At 58.5% G+C, this 21,707-nt stretch carries 17 protein-coding genes; 9 read left to right on the forward strand and 8 right to left on the reverse strand.

Annotated features, from left to right (window positions below):
- Positions 1-987, forward strand: coding sequence for an ABC transporter ATP-binding protein (locus CKW31_RS05915; protein WP_095093462.1), 987 nt, complete (start codon positions 1-3; stop codon positions 985-987).
- A 133-nt stretch (positions 988-1,120) separates the two neighbouring features.
- A complete protein-coding gene (locus CKW31_RS05920) occupies positions 1,121-1,774 on the forward strand; it encodes an HAD family phosphatase (RefSeq protein WP_095093463.1) in 654 nt (217 codons plus the stop codon).
- Positions 1,775-1,912: 138 nt separating this feature from the next.
- Here the strand turns inward: CKW31_RS05920 and CKW31_RS05925 are convergent, their stop codons facing one another.
- Complete coding sequence (locus CKW31_RS05925) at positions 1,913-2,875, reverse strand: NAD(P)H-quinone oxidoreductase (RefSeq protein WP_095093464.1); 963 nt, start codon at positions 2,873-2,875, stop codon at positions 1,913-1,915.
- Positions 2,876-3,017: 142 nt separating this feature from the next.
- Between CKW31_RS05925 and CKW31_RS05930 the strand changes: the two genes are divergently transcribed.
- Both CKW31_RS05930 and CKW31_RS05935 read left to right on the forward strand, forming a co-directional pair.
- Complete coding sequence (locus CKW31_RS05930; RefSeq protein ID WP_176469791.1) at positions 3,018-5,099, forward strand: carboxy terminal-processing peptidase; 2,082 nt, start codon at positions 3,018-3,020, stop codon at positions 5,097-5,099.
- Between the two features lie 394 nt (positions 5,100-5,493).
- Positions 5,494-7,269 (forward strand): bifunctional diguanylate cyclase/phosphodiesterase, encoded by a 1,776-nt coding sequence (locus CKW31_RS05935; RefSeq protein ID WP_095093466.1) that lies wholly within the window; start codon positions 5,494-5,496, stop codon positions 7,267-7,269.
- A 185-nt stretch (positions 7,270-7,454) separates the two neighbouring features.
- Here the strand turns inward: CKW31_RS05935 and CKW31_RS05940 are convergent, their stop codons facing one another.
- The 4 genes from CKW31_RS05940 to CKW31_RS05955 all read right to left on the reverse strand — a co-directional run bounded on the left by CKW31_RS05940 (position 7,455) and on the right by CKW31_RS05955 (position 9,877).
- Complete coding sequence (locus CKW31_RS05940; RefSeq protein WP_176469792.1) at positions 7,455-7,814, reverse strand: hypothetical protein; 360 nt, start codon at positions 7,812-7,814, stop codon at positions 7,455-7,457.
- Positions 7,811-8,158 (reverse strand): helix-turn-helix transcriptional regulator, encoded by a 348-nt coding sequence (locus tag CKW31_RS05945; RefSeq protein WP_095093467.1) that lies wholly within the window; start codon positions 8,156-8,158, stop codon positions 7,811-7,813. The genes CKW31_RS05940 and CKW31_RS05945 overlap by 4 nt, the downstream gene beginning before the upstream one ends.
- Before the next feature lie 135 nt (positions 8,159-8,293).
- Positions 8,294-8,746 carry a YkvA family protein gene (locus CKW31_RS05950; RefSeq protein WP_027899635.1) on the reverse strand — a complete coding sequence of 151 codons (453 nt, stop codon included), beginning with the start codon at positions 8,744-8,746 and terminating at the stop codon, positions 8,294-8,296.
- 381 nt (positions 8,747-9,127) lie between these two features.
- A complete protein-coding gene (locus tag CKW31_RS05955) occupies positions 9,128-9,877 on the reverse strand; it encodes an FKBP-type peptidyl-prolyl cis-trans isomerase (RefSeq protein ID WP_087265420.1) in 750 nt (249 codons plus the stop codon).
- Positions 9,878-10,404: 527 nt separating this feature from the next.
- On the opposite strand from CKW31_RS05955, the gene CKW31_RS05960 reads away from it, so the two are divergent.
- A complete protein-coding gene (locus CKW31_RS05960) occupies positions 10,405-11,172 on the forward strand; it encodes an ATP-binding cassette domain-containing protein (RefSeq protein ID WP_095093468.1) in 768 nt (255 codons plus the stop codon).
- Positions 11,173-11,234: 62 nt separating this feature from the next.
- Here CKW31_RS05960 and fhuF read toward each other — a convergent pair whose 3' ends face one another.
- The 3 genes from fhuF to CKW31_RS05975 all read right to left on the reverse strand — a co-directional run bounded on the left by fhuF (position 11,235) and on the right by CKW31_RS05975 (position 13,751).
- Positions 11,235-11,990, reverse strand: a complete 756-nt coding sequence (gene fhuF, locus CKW31_RS05965) for a siderophore-iron reductase FhuF (protein WP_095093469.1) — start codon at positions 11,988-11,990, stop codon at positions 11,235-11,237.
- Between the two features lie 55 nt (positions 11,991-12,045).
- Positions 12,046-12,294: a hypothetical protein gene (locus tag CKW31_RS05970; RefSeq protein ID WP_141230112.1), complete on the reverse strand. Its 249-nt coding sequence runs from the start codon at positions 12,292-12,294 to the stop codon at positions 12,046-12,048.
- Positions 12,295-12,416: 122 nt separating this feature from the next.
- Positions 12,417-13,751 (reverse strand): lysine N(6)-hydroxylase/L-ornithine N(5)-oxygenase family protein, encoded by a 1,335-nt coding sequence (locus CKW31_RS05975; RefSeq protein WP_095093471.1) that lies wholly within the window; start codon positions 13,749-13,751, stop codon positions 12,417-12,419.
- Between the two features lie 620 nt (positions 13,752-14,371).
- Between CKW31_RS05975 and CKW31_RS05980 the strand changes: the two genes are divergently transcribed.
- From CKW31_RS05980 to fhuB, 4 genes are all read left to right on the forward strand, one after another.
- Entirely contained in the window at positions 14,372-16,060 is a 1,689-nt protein-coding gene (locus tag CKW31_RS05980) for a cyclic peptide export ABC transporter (RefSeq protein WP_176469793.1), read from the forward strand.
- A gap of 178 nt (positions 16,061-16,238) precedes the next feature.
- Positions 16,239-18,578 (forward strand): TonB-dependent siderophore receptor, encoded by a 2,340-nt coding sequence (locus tag CKW31_RS05985; protein WP_095093622.1) that lies wholly within the window; start codon positions 16,239-16,241, stop codon positions 18,576-18,578.
- A gap of 182 nt (positions 18,579-18,760) precedes the next feature.
- Positions 18,761-19,672 carry an ABC transporter substrate-binding protein gene (locus CKW31_RS05990; RefSeq protein ID WP_095093473.1) on the forward strand — a complete coding sequence of 304 codons (912 nt, stop codon included), beginning with the start codon at positions 18,761-18,763 and terminating at the stop codon, positions 19,670-19,672.
- The gene (gene fhuB / locus CKW31_RS05995) at positions 19,665-21,671 is read left to right on the forward strand and encodes a Fe(3+)-hydroxamate ABC transporter permease FhuB (RefSeq protein WP_095093474.1); all 2,007 of its coding nucleotides are present in this window, start codon (positions 19,665-19,667) and stop codon (positions 21,669-21,671) included. Before CKW31_RS05990 ends, fhuB begins: the two co-directional genes overlap by 8 nt.
- The last annotated feature ends 36 nt before the right edge of the window (positions 21,672-21,707 follow it).

Below are 21,707 nucleotides of genomic sequence, written 5' to 3' on the forward strand. Positions count from 1 at the left end.
ATGAGTTTTGTCAGCGTCGAAAACCTGCAAAAGAATTACGGCAGCACGGCAGTCTTCAGTGACATCAACTGCACCATCGAGCGTGGTGAGTTCGTCACCCTGCTCGGCCCGTCCGGTTGTGGCAAGTCAACCCTGCTGCGCTGCATCGCCGGGCTGACCTCGGTCAACAGCGGGCGCATTCTGCTGGATGGTGTCGATCTGGTGCCGGTGACCCCGCAAAAGCGCAACATCGGCATGGTGTTCCAGAGCTATGCGCTGTTCCCCAACATGACCGTGGAGCAGAACGTCGCATTTGGTCTGCGCATGCAAAAGGTCAACGCCGACGATACCCACAAGCGGGTTGCCGAGGTGTTGAAACTGGTAGAGCTGACGGATTTCGCCAGTCGTTACCCGCATCAGATGTCCGGCGGGCAGTGCCAACGTGTCGCCCTCGCCCGCTCCCTGGTGACCCGGCCGCGCCTGTTGCTGCTGGATGAACCGTTGTCGGCGCTGGATGCGCGAATTCGCAAGCATTTGCGTGAGCAGATCCGCGCCATTCAGCGTGAGCTGGGCCTGACCACGATCTTCGTGACCCATGATCAGGAGGAAGCGCTGACCATGTCAGATCGCATTTTCCTGATGAATCAGGGTCGTATCGTGCAGAGCGGCGATGCTGAAACCCTTTACACTGCGCCGGTGGATGTTTTCGCCGCAGGCTTCATTGGCAACTACAACCTGCTCGAAGCCGAAGACGCCAGCCGCCTTATGCAACGACCGATCACCAGCCGCATCGCGATTCGTCCGGAGGCCATTCAACTGAGCCTGACCGGCGAGCTTGAAGGGCAAATCCGCAGCCACAGCCTGCTGGGCAACGTGATCCGCTACCGGGTTGCAGCCCGCGGCGTGGAGTTGGTGGTGGACGTGCTCAATCGCTCGGCAGAGGATTTGCTGGCTGACGGGACGCGGGTGACATTGAGGATTGATGCTTCGGCGTTGTGTGAGGTCTGAAGACAGCTGCAAGCGGCAAGCTTCAAGCCGCAAGCAGATACGGCGCACGGCTTTGCTTGCCGCTTATAGCTTGAAGCTTGCCGCTGCGCGCTAAACACAGATAGAACAGATAAAGAGTAAGGAAAAGCGCGCCATGGCTTTAGCAATTTTTGACCTGGACGAAACCCTGATTGCCGGCGACTGCGCCAGTCTGTGGAGTGAGCAGATGGCCAGGCTTGGCTGGGTGGATCCAGCGTCGTTCATCAAACGCGATCACGAACTGATGCAGGCCTACAGCGAAGGCAAGCTGGCGATGGAAGACTACATGGCCTTCAGCCTGGAGCCGATGCTTGGCCGCACCCCGGAAGAAGTCGACCATCTGGTCGGCCCTTGGGTCGAGGATTACATCGAGCCGATCATTTTCAGCGACGCCACTAAATGCATCGCCGAACACCGCGCTGCGGGCGACCGGATTCTGGTGATTTCAGCGTCGGGGGTTCATCTGGTGAAACCGATTGCCGAGCGTATTGGCATTGATGAAGTACTGGCCATCGAACTGGACGTCGCTCACGGTGTGTACAACGGCAAGACCGTCGGCACCCTGACCTACCGCGAAGGCAAGATCACCCGTCTCATGGAATGGCTGGATGCCGAAGGTGAAAACCTCGAAGGCGCGAGTTTCTACTCGGATTCACGCAATGATCTACCGTTGTTGCTCAAGGTTGATCATCCCCATGTCGTCAATCCGGACCCCACCTTGCTGGAACATGCCCAGAAAGCAGGTTGGCCTGTGCATAGCTGGAAGTAACAAGTCTGGCTACATTCCCTGTGGGAGCGGTGCTTACCCGCGATAAGGCTGGACGCGATTCACTTTAGTTCGCGGTGTCCTTATCGCGGGCAAGCACCGCTCTCACAACGGGATAGAGCCAGGAGGCCAGATCAGCCTTTAAACCAGACTCTCGTCAATCACCAGCACCAGCTTGCCATTGACCTTGTTGGTCGCCAGCTCGGCATAAGCTGCTTCTGCGTCCTTGATCGGGTAGCTGCGGGCCAGTTGCGGTTTGAGGCGGCCTTCGGTGAACAGTGGCCAGACGTGCTGCCCCAGATCATGCAAAAGGTCAGCCTTGAACGTGTCGTCACGGCTGCGCAACGTCGAACCCAGTAACTGGATGCGTTTGCCCAGAACCTGTGCCATGTCCAGCTGTGCCTCACGGCCGCCCATCAAGCCGATCAGCACCCAACGACCATCGACACCCAGCAGTTTGACGTTCAGCTCGGCATAGTTCGCGCCCACGGGATCAAGGATCACATTGAACGGCGCAAAATCCTTGAGGCTGTCCAGGCTTTCATTGCGCACTACGCCGCCCTGAGCCCCCAATTCGATGCAGTACTCAAGACGATCTGCCGACCCCACGCTGACCCAGACAGGGTTGCCGAACGCCTTGCAAAGCTGAATACCAGCTGAACCAACTCCACTTGCACCGGCGTGCAACAACACTTTCTCGCCGGGCTTGAGACCCGCCAACTGAAACAGGTTAAGCCATGCAGTGGCATAGACTTCCGGAATAGCGGCGGCCTCGGCCAGTGACAGGCCTTCAGGGACCGGCAAGACATGCCGCCCATCGACCACCGCTTCTTCCGCCATCGCCCCGCCAGCCAGCAGCGCACAGACTCTGTCGCCCACTTGCCAGGAAGCGCCGGGCCCGACTTCAGCGATCACGCCAGAACACTCCATCCCGAGAATTTCGCTCGCCCCGGGCGGTGGCGGATAGAGCCCCGCACGCTGTAATAAATCGGCCCGATTCAATCCCGCAGCCGCAACTTTGATACGAACTTGCCCTACATCCAGAGCCGGACTTGGCTCATCGACCCATTCCACACGACCTTCAACGCCTTGCAATGCCTTCACAGTGCCTCCATAGTGAGTCTGGACTGAGCCCGAAGCTGAAACAGCACGGGCTTTCTTGCATTATGCGACCGGATCCGACGGAACCGGCGACTTCCAAAGACGGCCTAATATGCGTTATCAATTGTCCCCGCGTCGAATCAGCATGAAGCATTTCTTACCAAGTACCGCCCTTGCGCTGGTTGTGGGTCTCAGCATTTTGCCGATGTCCGCCAGCTCCTTTGCCGCCAACAGCTGGGATAATCTCCAGCCGGATCGCGACGAAGTGATCGCCAGTCTCAACGTGGTTGAGCTGCTCAAGCGTCACCATTACAGCAAACCGCCCCTGGACGACAAACGTTCGGTGATCATCTATGAAAGCTACCTCAAGCTTCTGGACCCGGCGCGCAGCTACTTCCTCGCCAGCGATGTCGCCGAGTTCGACAAGTGGCGTACCCAGTTCGACGATTTCCTGAAAAGCGGCGACCTGAATCCTGGTTTTACCATCTACAAGCGTTATCTGGACCGCATCAAGTCGCGTCTGGATTTCGCCCTGGCTGAATTGAACAAAGGCGTCGACAAACTTGATTTCACCGCCAAGGAAAGCCTGCTGGTAGATCGCAAGGACGCCGCCTGGCCGAAAAACGAAGCTGAACTGGATGACCTGTGGCGCAAGCGCGTCAAGGACGAAGTCCTGCGCCTGAAGATCGCGGGTAAAGACCCGGCCAAGATTCAGGAGACGCTGACCAAGCGCTACAAGAATCAACTGGCACGTCTGAGTCAGACCCGCGCTGAAGATATCTTCCAGGCGTACATCAACACCTTCGCCATGTCTTACGATCCGCACACCAACTACCTGTCTCCGGACAGCGCGGAAAACTTTGACATCAACATGAGCCTGTCGCTGGAAGGCATTGGCGCCGTGTTGCAGAGCGACAACGACAACGTGAAGATCGTGCGTCTGGTACCGGCCGGCCCTGCCGCCAAAACCAAACAGGTTGCGCCTGCCGACAAGATCGTCGCCGTCGCTCAGGGCGACAAGGAAATGGTCGACGTGATCGGCTGGCGTCTGGATGAAGTCGTGAAGCTGATTCGCGGTCCGAAAGGCTCCGTTGTGCGCCTGGAAGTGATTCCGGCCAGCAATGCGCCGAATGACCAGACCAGCAAAATCGTTGCTATCACTCGCGAAGCGGTGAAGCTGGAAGAACAGGCCGCGAAGAAATCCATCCTGCATCTGAAACAGGATGGCCGCGACTACAAACTCGGCGTGATCGACATTCCGGCTTTCTATCTGGACTTCAAGGCTTACCGTGCGGGTGATCCGCAGTACAAGAGCACCACCCGTGACGTGAAGAAACTGCTGACCGAACTGCAGGCCGAAAAGGTCGATGGTGTGGTTCTGGATCTGCGTAACAACGGTGGCGGCTCGCTGCAGGAAGCGACCGAACTGACCAGCCTGTTCATCGACAAAGGCCCGACTGTTCTGGTGCGTAATGCCGACGGCAAGGTTGATGTACTTGAAGACGAAGACACCGGCGCTTTCTACAAAGGCCCGATGGCACTATTGGTGAACCGCCTGTCTGCCTCGGCCTCGGAGATTTTCGCCGGCGCCATGCAGGACTACCACCGCGCGTTGATCATCGGAGGCCAGACCTTCGGTAAAGGTACCGTGCAGACCATTCAGCCGCTCAATCACGGTGAGCTGAAACTGACCCTGGCCAAGTTCTACCGGGTTTCCGGGCAGAGCACCCAGCATCAGGGCGTCGTGCCGGACATCAACTATCCGTCGATCATCGACACCAAGGAAATCGGCGAGAGTGCGCTGCCTGAGGCAATGCCATGGGACAGCATCAAACCGGCGATCAAACCGGCTGTTGATCCGTTCAAGCCGTTCCTGGCCCAGCTTCAGTCGCGACATGAAACCCGTTCGGCGAAGGATGCAGAATTCGTGTTCATCGAAAATCGCCTGGCCCTGGCCAAGCAATTGATGAATGAGAAAACGGTCAGCCTCAACGAAGCGGACCGTCGCGCCGAGCACGCCTCGATCGAAGCCAAGCAACTGGCGCTGGAAAACGCCCGTCGTAAGGCCAAAGGTGAAGAGCCGCTCAAAGAACTGAAGAAAGAAGACGAAGATGCCCTGCCGGTAGAAGACGAGAACGCCAAACCGGAGGACGATGCGTATCTGTCCGAAACCGGTCGTATTCTGATCGACTATCTGGGTTTGAGTGCTTCGGTCGCCAAGAAGTAAACCGGTCCTTGCAGGAGCGCACGGAGGTTACGACGCCCGCGATCGCGGTGTGTCAGGCGAATGTAATCGCTGCCTCGCGTTGCTCGTGAGCTCCTACAGGATCTGTAGGAGCGAGCTTTCTCGCGATAGCTCCAGTACAGGCAATATATTTATCGCCTGATAGACCGAATCGCGAGCAATGTGGATCGCCACCCCGGTCACTCCTACAGGTCCCATGTTTGTCGCGCGACAGCGCAGTGTCAGGGAAACTGGGTGACCCCGTACAAAAATTCGGATTGAATCCTGAGGAATGGCGATCTGATGGCAATCGTCATCAAACAGTCATGAAGCTGTCGTGAAATAAGGGGCTCAAGCGCACTGTCGTTTGGCCCCTTTTTCTTGCCTCGAGATTGCCATGACCATGACAGAACAGCTGAGCGCACTGAGCTCGATTCTCGCTCACAGCGATCTGCACAGCCTGTTCCAGCCAATCGTGTCGCTGACCGAACGAAGAATTCTGGGTTATGAAGCCCTGACGCGGGGCCCCTCCAACAGCGCCCTGCACTCCCCTGTCAACCTGTTCGCGGTGGCCCGTCATGCCGGACGCTTGAGCGAGCTGGAGATGGCCTGTCGCGAAAGTGCCTGCCGTCGATTCAGTGAACAGCAACTTGAAGGCAAGCTGTTTCTTAACATCTCGCCGGAATCCCTGCTGGAGTCCGCGCATCCGCCCGGTCGCACGCTGGAGTTGCTGCAAAGGTATGGCATCGCGCCCAACAAGGTCGTGATCGAGCTGACCGAACAAACCCCGACGGAAGATTTCGAGCTGCTGTACACCGCTTTGCATCACTATCGAGACATGGGATTTTCCATCGCCATGGATGATCTCGGGGCTGGATACTCCAGCCTGCGCTTATGGTCAGAGTTGCGCCCCGAGTACGTAAAGATCGACCGACACTTCATCGACGGCATTCATCAGGATGCCGTCAAACGTGAGTTCGTCGGTTCAATGCTGCAAATGGCCAAAGCTTCACGCGCTTCAGTCATCGCCGAAGGCATCGAACTGCCGGAAGAACTCTCGGTATTGAGCGAGATGGGTGTAGATCTGGTGCAGGGTTACCTGCTGTGCCGCCCGCAGGAACAACCTCCACGCGACGCCCGCAAGCTGCTGCCAAAACTGGATGCTGTGGCGACGCCCACCTTGACCGATGAAGGCAGCGACCTGAGCGCTTTACTCAACGAGCAACCGGCCGTCGAGCAAAGCACTCCCACCGCTTCGGTGCTCGAAGCCTTTCGCAAGCAGGCAGCGCTGAACTCCATGGCTGTACTGGATGACCAGGGGCGACCGTGCGGCATCGTGCATCGGCATTCGCTGTCTGAAGTGCTGCTCAAACCCTTCGGAACCGAACTGTTCGCCCGCAAGCCGATCAGCCGTTTGATGAGCGACGATTTTCTCGCGGTTGAACTGAACCAGTCGCTGCAGAAAGTCAGTCGTTTATTGACCAGCCGCGCCCGACAGCGCATCGAAGAAGACTTCATCATCACCTTGAACGGCAGCTACCTGGGGCTTGGCCGAGTGATCGATGTACTCAAGTTGATTACCGAACTGAAGATTCAGCAGGCCCGTTATGCCAACCCGCTGACACTGTTGCCCGGCAACGTCCCGATCCAGCAATGCCTGACCCGCCTGCTACAGCAGGGCCGCGAGTCGATGATTTGCTACGTGGACATCGACAGCTTCAAACCCTTCAACGATATCTATGGTTACGGCCGTGGCGACGAAGTCTTGCTGTGCCTGGCGCAATGCCTGAATGACCGTATTGACCCTAGCCAGGACTTCGTCGGCCACATTGGCGGCGACGACTTCCTGATGGTGCTGGGCTCCGAGGACTGGCGGAAGCGCCTGAACATACTGCTGGAAGACTTCCAGAATCAGTGCCGCCGCTTCTATCGCGTCGAGCATCTGGAAGCGGGCTGCTTTATCGCCTCCAATCGTCAAGGCCAGCGCCAGGAATTCCCCCTGCTGTCGCTGTCCATTGGCGTGATTCATTTGCACAGCGAATCCTGCAGCGAGCTCGATGCAAGCCAATTGGCCGAACTGGCGTCAGAGGCCAAGCATCATGCCAAGGACATTATTGGCGCGAGCGTGCATGTGATTGATACGCGGGAGTTGGGGTTGGCTCAGGTGGGGTGATGGGCTGTGCAATGCCAAGGCGGTGCGGTGGTTGTCGTGGGACCGGCTTTAGCCGGGAAGGCAATGTTTCGGTACAGGAGTTCTCATTGCCTTTACTGGCCTCTTCCCGGCTAAAGCCGGTCCCACGTCAGGAAAATTGCAGGCAGCCAGAGATCTCACACAGGAGATCTTATTCCAAGCCGCAGCTACTCGGGATAACTGAACTCAAACACCCGGACCACTTCCGACGCATGCCACGACGCGGCAGCAACGCCATCTGAAGGCCCTGAGAACCGCCCCAAACGCTCAGCGCACTCAAAAAACCCGGTACGCGGCAATCGACTCGCGCCCTGGCTGATCACCAGCGAACTACGCAACGGCTGCTCGGCTTTGGCATCAATGGCCGCGAGGTGTTCCAGGGCTGCAGTCAGGGTCTGCATGGCCGGAGTTGGCAATTGCAGACGCTCCAGCAATGCGCGATAGGTCAACAGATGTCGCTGGCGACGTGCCTGATCCAGCTCGGCCAGCAGCCCGTCCCAATGCTGACGACTGATGCGCACACTCATGCCTCACCCCGCCAGCCCGTCAAACCCATTTCCCAGGCAAGGCTGCGAAGAATTGCGGCGTCAGGTTTACGCTCGCCACGTTCAATCATTTCCAGATACGACGGACTAATCCCAACGGTTCTTGCCAATTGCGCGACTTCAAGCCCTTTGGCGGCACGTAGCGCCGCCAACTGATCAAGACCCGGCAGTTCGGCAACCTCACCAACAGACACGACCGGTGCGGGATTTGGCTGAGCCTCTGAGTGACCAGAAATGCCGGCGGCCTTGAGCAACGCCTGATACTGGGCCCACGGCAGAACCGCGTACTCGGGCTCACCATCGCGAGAAATAACCTGCAGATCCATACAACCCCCATGTAGGACAACTACACACATCGAGTAGGTTTATTCCCATGGCCGCAGTTTAACAGCGGTCATGGGCTACTTGCCCACTCCAAGTGCGCTCCCCAGCCTCCTGATCGGGTTGAGAGGACTGATCCGTCAATCCTTGGCTTTTTCCTGCTCAAGCAAGGCAGCAGTGGCAGGCAGACGCTCGACTACAATCAGCTTTTCCGGTGATTGACGTGCACGCCACTCGCGGAACGCATTCAGCTCGCCATCGAGGCTTTTCATGATCCAGGCTAGAACGGCAATGTCGTCGAACATACCGAGCCCGGGTATCCAGTCGGGGATCGCGTCCAGCGGGCTCAGGAAGTACATCAGACCGGCCACGATCGACAGCAGCGCCTTGGGGCTGATCGATCGATACTCGCCCCGCCAGTAAGCCAGACACAACGCCTGCAACAGGCGCAGGTCATCCTTTATCTTGCCAAGGCGACTGCCTTCAGCAGAACCTTTTCGCGCCACGGCGAATAGCAAGGCTGGCAAGCGTCCGGCAGCGATCAATCGTCGCGCCATAGGCAGATATCGAAGCAAATTCCACGGTGCTTTCATGTCAACTCCCGTTGAACGACGTTTGTTGCCGATAAACACCGTCCCTACAAAGTCGGTGTCCGGTACTCAAAAAGGTTATCCACACAACTTGTGGATAACCTTGTGAACAGAGGCGTTTTTTCTGGCCACAACCCTTGTTTTACGGGGTCCGGAGTCAAATCGGGCGTTTTTTAGTCACATAAAAAAAGCTATAAAAATCGTTGACTTAAGCCTGCCCAGAAGTTACCCACAGCCACTGTCACAAAAATGTTGGATCGTCAGACAAAGCACACGGCTTCTGTCGTCGGTTCTGTTACTCCGACTGCGCCCATCCGAATCCGTTCGACCAGAAACGACAACGCCCCGTCGAAACGGGGCGTTGTGGTCAAACCGGTGCGTCGCTTACTTGGAAGCGGGAGCCGCCGGCTCTTCTTCGGCGTCAGGTGCACCTGCGGCTGCAGGGTCCTTGATGCCCAGCAGTTCCAGGTCGAATACCAGAACCGAGTTGGCAGGGATCGTCGGGCTTGGGCTCTGTGCGCCGTAGGCCAGATCGCTCGGAATGTAGAGCTTGATCTTCTCGCCAACGTGCATCAGTTGCAGACCTTCGACCCAACCCGGGATCACGCCGCTAACCGGCAGATCAATCGGGCTGCCACGCTCAACAGAGCTGTCGAAAACCTTGCCGTCAGTCAGCTTGCCTTCGTAGTGAACAGTCACTACGTCAGTTGGCTTAGGCTGAGGGCCATCGGCTTTCTTGACGATTTCATACTGCAGGCCCGAAGCGGTAGTCACTACACCTGCCTTCTTGCCGTTTTCTTCAAGGAATTTTTTGCCGGCTGCTGCCGACTCTTCGCTCATTTTGGCCATACGCTCTTCGGCGCGCTTTTGCAGCGCTGCGAAGGCTTCAACCAATTCTTCATCCTTGAGCTTTTGATCTTTCTTGCCGACGGCATCTTCGATACCAAGGGCTACTGCTTTGGAGTCAAGGTCATCCATGCCTTCCTGAGCCAGGCTTTTGCCCATGTTCAGACCAATGCCGTAAGACGCTTTTTGTGCCGGGGTTTTCAGCTCAACAGTGCTGGCTTGCTTATCACAACCTGCGAGTACCAGACCGACCAGGGCAATCGCCGCTGCCAACCGATGCTGTTTCATTCTGATTCCTTGTTCATGCGCCAATAGGGCAAACGAGTAAAGCCGCGAGCTTATCAGGGTGCCGCGATCAATGGCTACCGGCATGAGAGGCAGAAAATGCAGATAAGTTCAGGTATCCAAAGGTTTTCTTGGCAAGAGCGTGGGATGTTCAGTTGGGGTTCAGGTCTGGGGGGCAATCGGGCTGGCATAGGCCCAACCTTCGTTTAGTGCATTTTGTGTACATATCCGTTTTTGTTGTGACGGCTGGTATTGGTTGCGCCCTTCGTTCAGACAGCGCACGCGCAAAAGAAGGCCGCGATCAATCGCTAATCATTTCAGTGTCGATGAGCGGCGTCGAAGGTCAGTGTGATCGACCCGGGATGCCGTTTCTCGCGTTCAGCAAGATAACGGTAGGCGAAAGACTGCACGTTGACTGGCCGAGAATATGCGGGCTGCTATAACCTGCCGACTACCATTTTCAACATTGATTATCATTAGCATTAAAACTTATACTCCTCCCCCGCGATTCAATCGGTCAGGGTGACTTAATGTTCGATCTGGAAAACGTCAGCCTCAACGTCACCGAGCGCACTCTGCTCCACCCCCTCAGCATGCAACTGCCTCATGGCGAGATGATCGGCCTGATCGGTCACAACGGCTCGGGCAAATCGACCCTGCTCAAACTGCTGGCCCGTCAGCTGCAACCGTCCTCAGGAACGATCAGCCTGGACGGCAAGCCGCTGAGCAGCTGGAACGGTCGCGATTTCGCCCGTCAGGTCGCTTACCTGCCCCAACAATTGCCGCAGACCGACAGCTTGAATGTCCGCGAACTGGTCGCTTTCGGGCGTTACCCCTGGCATGGGGCGCTGGGTCGCGTGACGCGCGAAGACAACATGCACATTGATCGTGCGCTGGAACTGACCGACACCGACACCTTTGCCGAACGGATGGTCGACCAGTTGTCCGGTGGCGAGCGCCAACGGGTATGGCTGGCCATGTTGCTGTCGCAAAACAGCCGTTTCCTTTTGCTCGACGAGCCGACGTCTGCACTGGACATCGCCCATCAGGTGGAAGTGCTCGGCAGGGTCAAGACCCTTAGCCGCGAACTCAACCTCGGGGTGCTGGTGGTCTTGCATGACGTCAATATGGCAGCTCGTTATTGCGACCATCTGCTGGCACTGCACGGTGGACGTTTGCTGGCCCAGGGCAGCCCAAGCCAACTGATGCGCAGTGAAATCCTGCAAGACATTTATGGCATTGCGATGGGCGTGCTGCCCAACCCTGTCGACGGCTCACCGATCAGCTACCCGATCTGACTGATTGAGGTGAATCATCGAGCGCAGCGCGGTGGTTTACCGCCCGGCAGCGCCAAGGGCGGCTAGAGGGTAATCATTTCCGGCGGCGGCTCGTCGATCAAAGGACAGTTATCACAATGAGCCAGCGTGTCCAGACGATAGCGAATGCAGCAGACTCGCCTTTGACGCCAGCGTCCGTCTGCGCGCAGGTCACAGGACACGGGTTCGTAGCGAATCGGTAAAAACAGCGGATTGCGTGAACCGTCCGGGCGCCGTTCGGTTTCCAGCAGTGCCTTGCCATCCGCCAATAGATGCGGCGGCAGCGGCACTCGCGCCATTTCACCGATAAACCACTCGAAATAGTTACCGGCGTTGCTCCACAGCACTTTGGGTGAGAGCTTGACCTCACTGGCCAGGCCCTGCACAAAAGGCTGCAAATGGGTGTCGATCAGGTCGCTGAAACGTTGGAACGGATCGCTCGGAGGGCTACTGAACACCTCGCCGTCGCCCGTCAGCTTGAAGGCTTCAGGCAAGCCCTGTGCATCAAGCACCACCCCGACGTCAGCAAAGTCCAACGGCAGGCGACGGCCAAGTACCAGAGCAGCAGCCACCACCGGCGGAATCAGTTTGACCAGATAATACTTCGACCATTGTGACGCCAGGGCGCGACGATCCTGGCCCGCGTGTTCCGGTGAAAAACGCTGCAGCAAAGGCTCCAGATACTCAGGCTGCAACAGCCGCGTGGAAGCAATCGAGGGCCGGGGATCATCACGCGTTACCAGCACGTCGCGATAGCTTGCGAACTGCCCCATGAACAGCGGCGCTAGGGCAGCAATCATGCTTGCGCCCCGCGCTGCCTGGCGTCGGGAGTGATTACGCTCAGCTGAAATAACGTCAACATAACTGGCATTGCTCGAAGAACACTTCGCGGCTCTGCACCATCAGCGCAGCCAATGCCCACAGTGCGAAATTAATCTGTGACGGCTCGCGATCATGCGGCACCTGCCAGACATCGCCGTCACGCGCCACTTCAAGCAGCGGCTTATCGTCGACCATCAACACAAGGAAGCGCTCGCCTGCATCGGCGAACAGTCGGCGCCCGTCGGGCAGTAACAGCGTTCCGTTGGTAGAGTTGCAGGACATGGCAGGACCACCTCGGGCCGCGAAAAAGATGCGCATTGAAAACAGCGCCCCCGGCTCGTATGACGCTCAGGGGCGCTGCGGATTTAGTCCGGATGTGTAAATCACACCGCAGTCAGAGTCGCTCAGGCACTTTGTGCCGCCCGGCTCTTCGTATCGCGATTGATGCTTTTGCCACCCTGTGGCTGATCGAAAATCGATGCAGCGATTTCCGCAGCACGCATCGGCAACACCGACAGCAGCGTGTCGCTGAGGCCGTGGCTGTCCTGGCTGAAGCCCTGCATGTAGATGCTCGCACGCAGACGCGGATCGGTTTGCAAACGGTAATCGCGACCCACTTCATAGTCGCCAAGGTAATCCTTGAGCGGCGCGAGCAGCTCGCGATGGGAGCTGCGCTGATAACCGGTAGCCAGAATCACCACGTCATAACGGCGTTGCTCGGTCGCGCCGGTGGCGCTGTCGCGCAGGGTCAGTTCGATGCCGTTGCTGTCGGCACCGGCCAACTCGACAGTGCGCCGGCTGAGAAACGCATGACGCTGCTGATTGGCAACTTTCTGTCGGTAAAAAATCGAATAGATCGACTCGATCAGGTTGAGGTCCACCACCGAATAGTTGGTGTTGTGGTATTCCTGGATCAACTTTTCACGCTCTGCCTGCGGCTCGTTGAACACCAGATCGGTATAGCTCGGCGCGAAGATTTCGTTGACGAAAGGGCTGTCATCCGCTGGTTTTAGCACCGCTGCACGCAGAATCATGTCGACCTGTGCCGACGGGTAGCTGTCATTCAGGTCAATGAACGCCTCGGCCGCACTCTGCCCGCCGCCAATCACCGCAATGCGCATCGACGGGTTCTTCAGGCATGGCTGTCTGGCGATACTTTCCAGGTAGCGCGAGTGGTGGAACACGCGCGCGTCGTTACGTAGATGACTGAACGCCGCCGGGATGCGCGGCGTCCCACCGGTACTGACGACTACGGAGCGCGTCAGACGGAAACGCTCCTGACCCCGCACATCGGTGGACAGCACTTTGAGCAGTTCTATGCCATCAGGACCTTGAACGGGCTCGACGCGGGAAACTTCTTCGCCATAGGCGCACTGCTCGGAAAACTGTCGGGCCACCCAGCACAGATAGTCGTTGTATTCCATACGGCACGGATAAAGTGTGCCCAGGTTTATGAAGTCGATCAGTCGGTCGTGTTTGTGCAGGTAATTCACGAAACTGAAAGGGCTGGTCGGGTTACGCAAGGTGACCAGATCCTTGAGGTAGGAAATCTGTAACTCGCTCTGGGTGACGAGGGTGTTGCCATGCCAGCGGTAGTCGTGCTGTTTGTCGAGGAAAAGCGCCTGATAATTGCGCCCCTGCTGCAGAGCCTGTTCCTGCAAAGCAATCGCCAGCGCCAGATTAGACGGACCAAAGCCAATGCCAAGTACGTCGTAGGTCGGTGAGATCAACTGAGTCATGATGCCAGTGTCCTGTTTCACGGTAGCTGTGTAGCACGACGCGGGCCGGAATAAATCTTCCTCACCCTGAGGGTGGCGTTACTCCGCCTTCACGGCGCAGCCTGCCTTTTCCAACACCTGCGCATCGGCCAGAAGAAGCGCTTTCAAAAGTGCATTCAAAGGTAGTGACGAGAGCGCTCAGAAAAACTTTAGTAATGTTTCTCATTTGCGTATCGGGCCGCAGAAGTGGAGCGCCAGGCTAAAGCGCAGTCGCCCCCCCCTCGCAGGGAGTGTCGGAATGCCGCATTCCCGGATAAATTCGGTGCCGGTCAGGGCAGTGCCGACTGCGCTAGAGCGCGGTGTCAAAGACACCGCGGCCCCGCTTGAGAAACACCACATAAACCTCTGAATTCATGCTGTTTTTTTGCAGCAGCGAGCCTGTTCGTGAAAGGTCTGGCTCAGACGAAGAATCCCGCACCATAAAAGGCGAATTGCCAGCATGCAATTTTTCTTAAATTTTCCTTCGCTCGCTCGTCTTAACAAAAATGATTCGGCTTGGCTTCCCCTCTCAGGGCCAACGCACCGATCAGCCCTTGAATTCCAGCGTGCCCGACGGTGGCCGCAGAGCCTAGGAAAAAATGATGCAGACTCCCCCACAAAGCACCCTTGGTGAGCTTTTCAAGCTACTGCGGCCGTTCTGGCCACAGTTGCTGATGGCGACGGTCCTCGGCATCATCGGCGGCGCCAGCATTACTGCGCTACTTGCCACCATCAACCACAGCCTGAATGCCGAAGGTGGCATGCAATCAGGCTTGCTGGCAGGGTTTGCCGGCCTCTGTGTGCTGGCGCTGGTGGGATCGATCATTTCTGACATCGGCACCAACTATGTCGGGCAGCACTCCATTGCACGGTTACGTAAAGAGCTGGGCAGCAAGATCATCTCCGCCCCTATCGAGCAGATCGAGCGCTATCGCAGTCATCGCCTGATCCCGGTACTGACGCACGACATCGATACCATCAGCGACTTTGTGTTCGCCTTTGCACCGCTGGCGGTATCGCTGACGGTCTGCCTCAGCTGCCTGGGCTACCTGGCGGTCTTGTCGCTGCCGATGTTCCTCACCACGGCGGTCGCCATCATCATTGGCAGCGCCATCCAGTTTCTGGTGCGCAGCCGTGGCATCCGTGGGTTCTTTCAGGCCCGCGAAGAAGAAGACGAACTGCAAAAGCACTACCGTGCCCTGGCTGAAGGCGCCAAGGAACTGCGTATCAGCCGCCCGCGCCGCTTCCAGCACTACAACGAGCGCCTGCAAGGCACCATTGATCGCATCTGCGATATCCAGGTTCGTTCGATCAACCTGTTTGTGGTCGCCAAAGGCTTCGGCTCCACCCTGTTCTTCATCGTCATAGGCCTGGCTCTGGCCTATGAGTCAATCTGGCCGAGCACCGATAGAGCCACCCTCAGCGGCTTTATTCTGGTGTTGCTGTACATGAAAGGTCCGCTTGAGCATCTGGTCGGCAACCTGCCCATCGTCAGTCGTGCCCAGGTTGCTTTCCGGCGCATTGCCGAGCTGTCGATTCGCTTCTCTTCTCCGGAGCCCAACCTGCTGTTGCGCGACGATGAGCGCAAGCCCCTGGACATTGAGCAGATCGAACTGCGTGACCTGAGCTACCACTACCCTACCGAAGACGGCAGCACCGGTTTTGGTGTCGGTCCGCTCAACCTGACCATCCAGCGCGGTGAGATTCTGTTTATTGCGGGCGAAAACGGCTGCGGTAAAACCAGCATGATCAAACTGCTATTGGGCCTTTATGTGCCCCAGAGCGGCCAGGTATTGATTGATGGCAAACCTGTCGACGACAGCAACCGCGACGACTATCGCCAGCTGTTCACGACTATTTTTGCCGACTACTTCCTGTTCGAAGACCTGCTCAAGGACAGCGCTGAAATCCCCGCCGAAGCCAACCGCTACCTGGAACGGCTGGAAATTGCCCACAAGGTCTCACTGAACGACCACAGCTATTCCACCACCGACCTGTCCACCGGTCAGCGCAAACGTCTCGCTCTGGTTCAAGCCTGGCTCGAGAAGCGCCCGGTGCTGGTGTTCGATGAATGGGCCGCAGACCAGGACCCTGAGTTCCGGCGCATTTTCTACACCGAGTTGCTGCCGGAGCTGCGCGCCCAGGGTAAGACCTTGATCGTGATTTCTCACGACGATCGCTACTTCGATGTCGCCGACCGATTACTGCGGATGAGCGCGGGAAACATCGTCGAGGTCCAGCGCAAGAACAAGGACACCTCGTCAACCAGCCCCGACGTCGCACTCACCTGATCCGTCACGGCGCCCCTGATTACAGTGGCGCCGTAGTTGTAAAAAGCTGTCTGTCATCGCCAATACCAAAAAACTAAAAAACTAAAAAAGTTTTATTAAAAACCAGTATCCAGGAGCGTAAAAATTGATTGGTAAAAGCAAGCCCCCAACCCTCAAACACCCAGCCAGCCATCTGGCGATGTTGATCAGCAGCGCCGCCCTGGGTCTGGCATTGACCGCCACCAACGCAGTTGCCGCGCCGGTGCGCATCGATATTCCGGCGCAACCGCTGGGTTCGGCGCTGATCAGTCTCGGTACACAGTCTGACTTGCAAATCGTGTTCAACCCGGTTCAATTGCAGAACCTGCGCAGCCCCGAGCTGCACGGGGAAATTGAACCAACGCAAGCACTGAACTCGCTGCTCCGTGGGACGGGCATCCAGTATCAGATAGAAGGCAGCCGGGTCACCTTGCTTGCCGCGGCACCGACCAGCGGCCAGTTGACCATACCCGACCAGATCATTTCCGGTCGCGCGGCGGTGCCAGAGGGTTACGAGAGCTACGTTCCGAAAACCAGCAACAGCGCCAGCAAGACCAATACGCCGCTGGTCGAGATCCCGCAGTCCATCTCCGTGGTCACCCGCAAGCAGATGGAAGACCAGGGCGCGCAAACCGTCACGGATGCGTTGCGTTACGTCCCGGGCGTCAAAGTCGAAGCTTATGGTCTCGATCCGAAAGGTTTCGACTGGCTGTACATTCGCGGCTTCAACGGTCAATCCACCAGCGACTACCTCAATGGCCTGCGTCAGCAGAACAACAGCTATGCGTTCTTCCGCAGCGAACCTTATGCGTTTGACCGTATCGACGTGGTAAAAGGCCCCTCTTCGACCCTGTTCGGCCAAGGTGACGCTGGCGGTATCATCAACCGCGTCAGCAAGAAACCCGAAGTCAACCATGTCAACGAAGTACAGCTTTCAGTCGGCAACTATGACCGCCGACAAGGCCAGTTCGACCTCGGTGGCGCACTGGACGATCAGCAGCACTTCCTTTATCGCGTCGTCGGTTCGGTACGGGACACCAACACGCAGGTGGAATACGACGATGGCCACGAAGTCAAAGATGACCGCCTGTACATCGCGCCATCCTTCACCTGGGCACCGGACGAAGACACCAGCCTGACGTTCCTCAGCGACTTCCTGCGTGACCGTAACGGCGGCTCGCTGTTTGCTTATAGCACGCCAAACGGGCACACCACCGATACGCTGATGGGTGATCACAGCTTCAACCACCTGAATCAGGATCAGTACAGCTTCGGTTATGAGTTCCGTCATCGTTTCGACGACACCTGGGAATTCCGCCAGAACGCCCGCTATGGTCAGGTAGACGTGATCTTCCAGAACCTGCTGCCGTTCAGTGTTGATACCAGCACCGGAAACACCATTCGTGGCGCAGACCGTTTTGATCAGCACATGAACACTTTTGCGCTGGACAACCAGTTGCAGGCTGACTTCCAGACCGGCCCGTTCACGCACAAGCTGCTGACCGGCGTGGATTACACATGGCAGGACGCCGACGTCACTCGCTGGCGCGTTCGCGGCCCGGACCTGAACATCTACAACCCGGTCTACGGCCAGCCGGTGACCCGCCCAACCAAGGCCAACAGCATCGGCTCGATCGACTATGACCAGACCATCGAGCAGATCGGTGGCTACATTCAGGACCAGATCAAGTTCGACGATCACTGGATCCTGACCGCAGGCGGTCGCTACGACTATGTGCGCAATGACCTGGATAACCACGTCGCTGACCCGACGAACCAGAAAGACAATGCCTTTACTGGCCGTCTGGGCCTGACCTACCTGACTGAGTTCGGCCTGGCGCCGTACGTCAGCTATTCCGAGTCTTTTGCGCCTAATACTGGCCTGGACAGCAGCGGCAGGGGCTTTGATTCGAGCGAAGCGCACCAGTGGGAAGCGGGTGTCAAATACCAGCCTACCGACGCTATCCTGATGACCCTGGCAGCCTACGACCTGACCAAGACCAACGTACTGACCCGGGATCTGGGCAATACCGCTTTCTCGGTCGCCAATGGCGAACAGCAGTCGCGCGGTATCGAAGCCGAGGTCAAGGCCAAACTGGACCAGAACTGGGACCTGATTGCGTCCTACACCTACACCAAGGCCGAGATCACCAAGAGCAACGCTGGCGACGAGGGTAATCGTCCGGCCAACGTGCCCAAACACATGGCTTCGGCCTGGCTGAACTACACCTTCAACGACACGATTCTCAATGGCCTCAGCCTGGGTGGCGGCGCACGTTATACCGGGGTGCTCTACGGCGATAACGCCAACACCTTCCACATCGACAACTACACCCTGTTCGACGCGGGCGCGAGCTACCCGCTCAATAAGAGCGTGACTGTCTCGGTCAATGCCCAGAACCTGCTGGACGAGAAATATTCAGCCACTTGCGATGACTCGTACGAGTGCTACCCGGGCATGCGTCGCACCTTGCTGACCAGCGTGAAATACAAATGGTGATCAACGCCTGATCTTTCAGGGGTACGCGTCTGTCCGCGCAGCACCATGCTGCGTCGGGCAGGCAGCGCCTGTCCAGACTGTGTCAGTGCGTTGCTGAACCCTCAGCCGGGCTCCTTTGATCAAGGGGCCCGGTGTCGTTTTTGGAGGATCACGATGAGCCGTTACCACCGAGGAGAACGAACATGCCTCTGACCCGCCGTCACCTGCTTAAGCGATTCGCCGTCGGCGGCCTTGCGCTGGCCAGCGGTCTGCCTGCCATGAGCCTTTTCGCCGCCCCGCTGCAACGTATCATCGCCATCAACTGGGCTGCCGCCGAAACGCTGTTGACGCTGGGAGTCACGCCACTGGCGATCTCCGACGGCAGTTATTACAGCCGACGCATGCCCACTGCGCCACTGCCTCCCGAAGTCCTCGACGTGGGCCCCTACTGGGAACCCAATCTTGAATTGATCAAAGAACTCTCCCCGCAATTGATCCTCAGCGATCAAATGCCGCCTGCCATCGCCCGCTCGCTGCAGGGCATTGCGCCCACCGAAGTGGTCGATGTCTACCCCAGCGCCCGTAGCGTCTGGACCAGCGCCACGGGCTTCATGACCCGGCTGGCAGCCCGTATCGACCGCCAGCAACAGGCTGCAAGCTGGATCGCGGCAGGTGAAACCCGTCTCGCTCAACTGCGCGCACAACTGGCGCAACGCCCTCAGCCGCCAATCTGTGTGGTAGTGCTCAATCAGGACGGTCGCCATGCGACGGTCTACGGCAAGAACAGCATGATTCAGGACGTGCTCGACCGGCTCGGTCTGGTCAATGCCTGGCAAGGCCCAAGCAGCGCCATGGGCATTTCCCTGATTGGCGTCGAACGACTCGCCGAAACCCCGGACGCGCACCTGCTGTACATCGAAATTCCGACGACGTCGGCGCGCCTGCAGAGCCTGCGCCAGACCAACGCGCTGTGGGAAAACCTGCCCGCAGTAAGACGTGGCAACACCCTGGCGCTGGGTAAATTCTTCCCTTACGGCGCGGCTGCCTCGGCACTCAACCTGGCCGAACTGATCGGCGCGTACCTGAGCCATCGCGGAGAACAAGAGCATGCTTGAACCGGCTATCGGCCTGGCGGCCCCTCGCCCTGCGCTGTTCCAGGGACCTCTGCCCTGGGTTCTGGTGCTGACCTTGCTGGCGATGCTGATCGCGTTGCATGGCTTACAGGCCCTGCTGCCCAGCGCGCTGTGGTGGCAGGCACTGTGGACCCCAGACCTGGACGACGGCCGTCAGGTCCTGCTGCATTTCAGCTTCGCACCACGCCTGCTGGTCAGCCTGATGGTAGGGGCTGCGTTAGGACTGGCGGGGACGCTGTTTCAGCAGATTCTGCGCAACCCGCTGGCCGAGCCGGTCACGCTCGGCGTGGCGGCCGGAGCCAATCTGGCCCTGTCGATTGCCACTATCGCAGCACCTGCCCTGCTGCTGCATGGCCTGGAGGGAGTGACGCTGGTCGGTGCCGGACTGGCCACGCTGGCGCTGTTCGCCTTCGCGTGGAGCCGCACGATGTCTTCGCTGCGCTTTATCCTCGCGGGCATGGTGATCAGCCTGTATTGCAACGCCATCAATTCACTGCTGGTGTTGTTCAACCATGACTACCTCGTCGACCTGCTGCTCTGGCAAGCCGGTTCACTCAACCAGAGTGGCTGGGAAGGCGTGACTTATCTGGCGCCTCGTCTGGCCGTCGCCGCACTGATCGCCGGTTTGCTCGCCAGACCTCTGGCCGTGCTGGGGCTTGAAGACCAGAGCGCGGCGAGCCTTGGGGTTTCTCTGCGGACCACGCGCACCCTGGGGCTAGTAGTCGCCGTGGCACTCAGCGCCTTCGTTACCAGCGCCGTCGGCATCATCGGTTTTGTCGGTCTCGCAGCGCCAGCCATCGCCCGCCTCAGCGGGGCGCGCACCTTGCGCCAACGGCTGATATGGGCACCGTTGATGGGCGCAGCGCTGCTGTGTCTGGTGGACCAGTGCGCGCGTGAGCTTTCACGATTTGTCGGTGAAGTGCCGGCCGGCATTCTCACCGCCGTGTTCAGCGTGCCGCTGTTGCTCTGGCTGCTCAAGCGTCAGCGCAACGGCGGCATCGTCGCGCAGCAGGGCAGCACGTGGCGCAGGCTTCACAACCCTGGCCGGTACATCAGCGTCGGTGCAGTACTGCTCGTGTTGCTGGTCATACCGGCAATCAGCCTGGGCATTGGCTTGCACGGCTGGCACTGGAGCGGCCCGGAGCAATTCGACGGCGCGTTGCAATGGCGATTGCCACGGGTAATGGGTTCGCTCAGCGCCGGAGTCATGTTGGCGGTGGCTGGTTTGTTGATCCAGCGCCTGACCGGCAACCCGATGGCCAGCCCGGAAGTACTGGGTGCCAGCTCCGGTGCAGCGCTGGGGGTGATGGTGCTGTTCCTGTTGGTGCCACAGCCACAGGCCTTGATGGTGCCAGCAGCCTGCGCCGGTACCCTGCTCACACTCGGCGCACTGTTCTGGTTCAACTGGCGCAGCGCCTTGAGCCCGGAGCGCCTGTTACTGACCGGGGTCTGCCTGACCACGCTGATGGGGGCATTGAGCACGCTGCTGATGGCCAGCGGAGACCCGCGCATGACCTTGCTGTTGAGCTGGATGACCGGTTCGACCTATCACGTCGACGGTCCGGCCGCGCTGACGGCGCTGGTGATCGCTGGCGTCATGCTGCTGGTCAGCCTGCTGCTTTCGCGGCCGCTGGACTTGCTGACCCTGGGTGGCGGCACAGCCTCGGCCCTCGGCTTGCCATTGCGTCTCAGCCACCTGGCGATTCTCGGCGTGGCAGCAGTGCTGACCGCGACCGCCACGCTGATCGTCGGCCCGCTGAGCTTCGTTGGTTTGATCGCGCCGCACATCGCCCGCCAGCTCGGCGTGCACCGTACTGCGCCGCAGATCTTGCTGAGTGCAATCATCGGCGGCCTGATCATGCTCGTAGCCGACTGGCTGGGACGTAATATCGCCTACCCGTGGCCAGTTTCTGCAGGGTTGCTGGCAGCCTTTATCGGTTGCCCGTACTTCCTCTGGCTAATGCACCGCCAGCGGCGCTGATCGGTTGCGCTGCCAATCGTGGTGAAGCCTGAACAG

Source organism: Pseudomonas sp. Irchel 3A5 (assembly GCF_900187575.1).
Lineage (GTDB): Bacteria > Pseudomonadota > Gammaproteobacteria > Pseudomonadales > Pseudomonadaceae > Aquipseudomonas > Aquipseudomonas folii.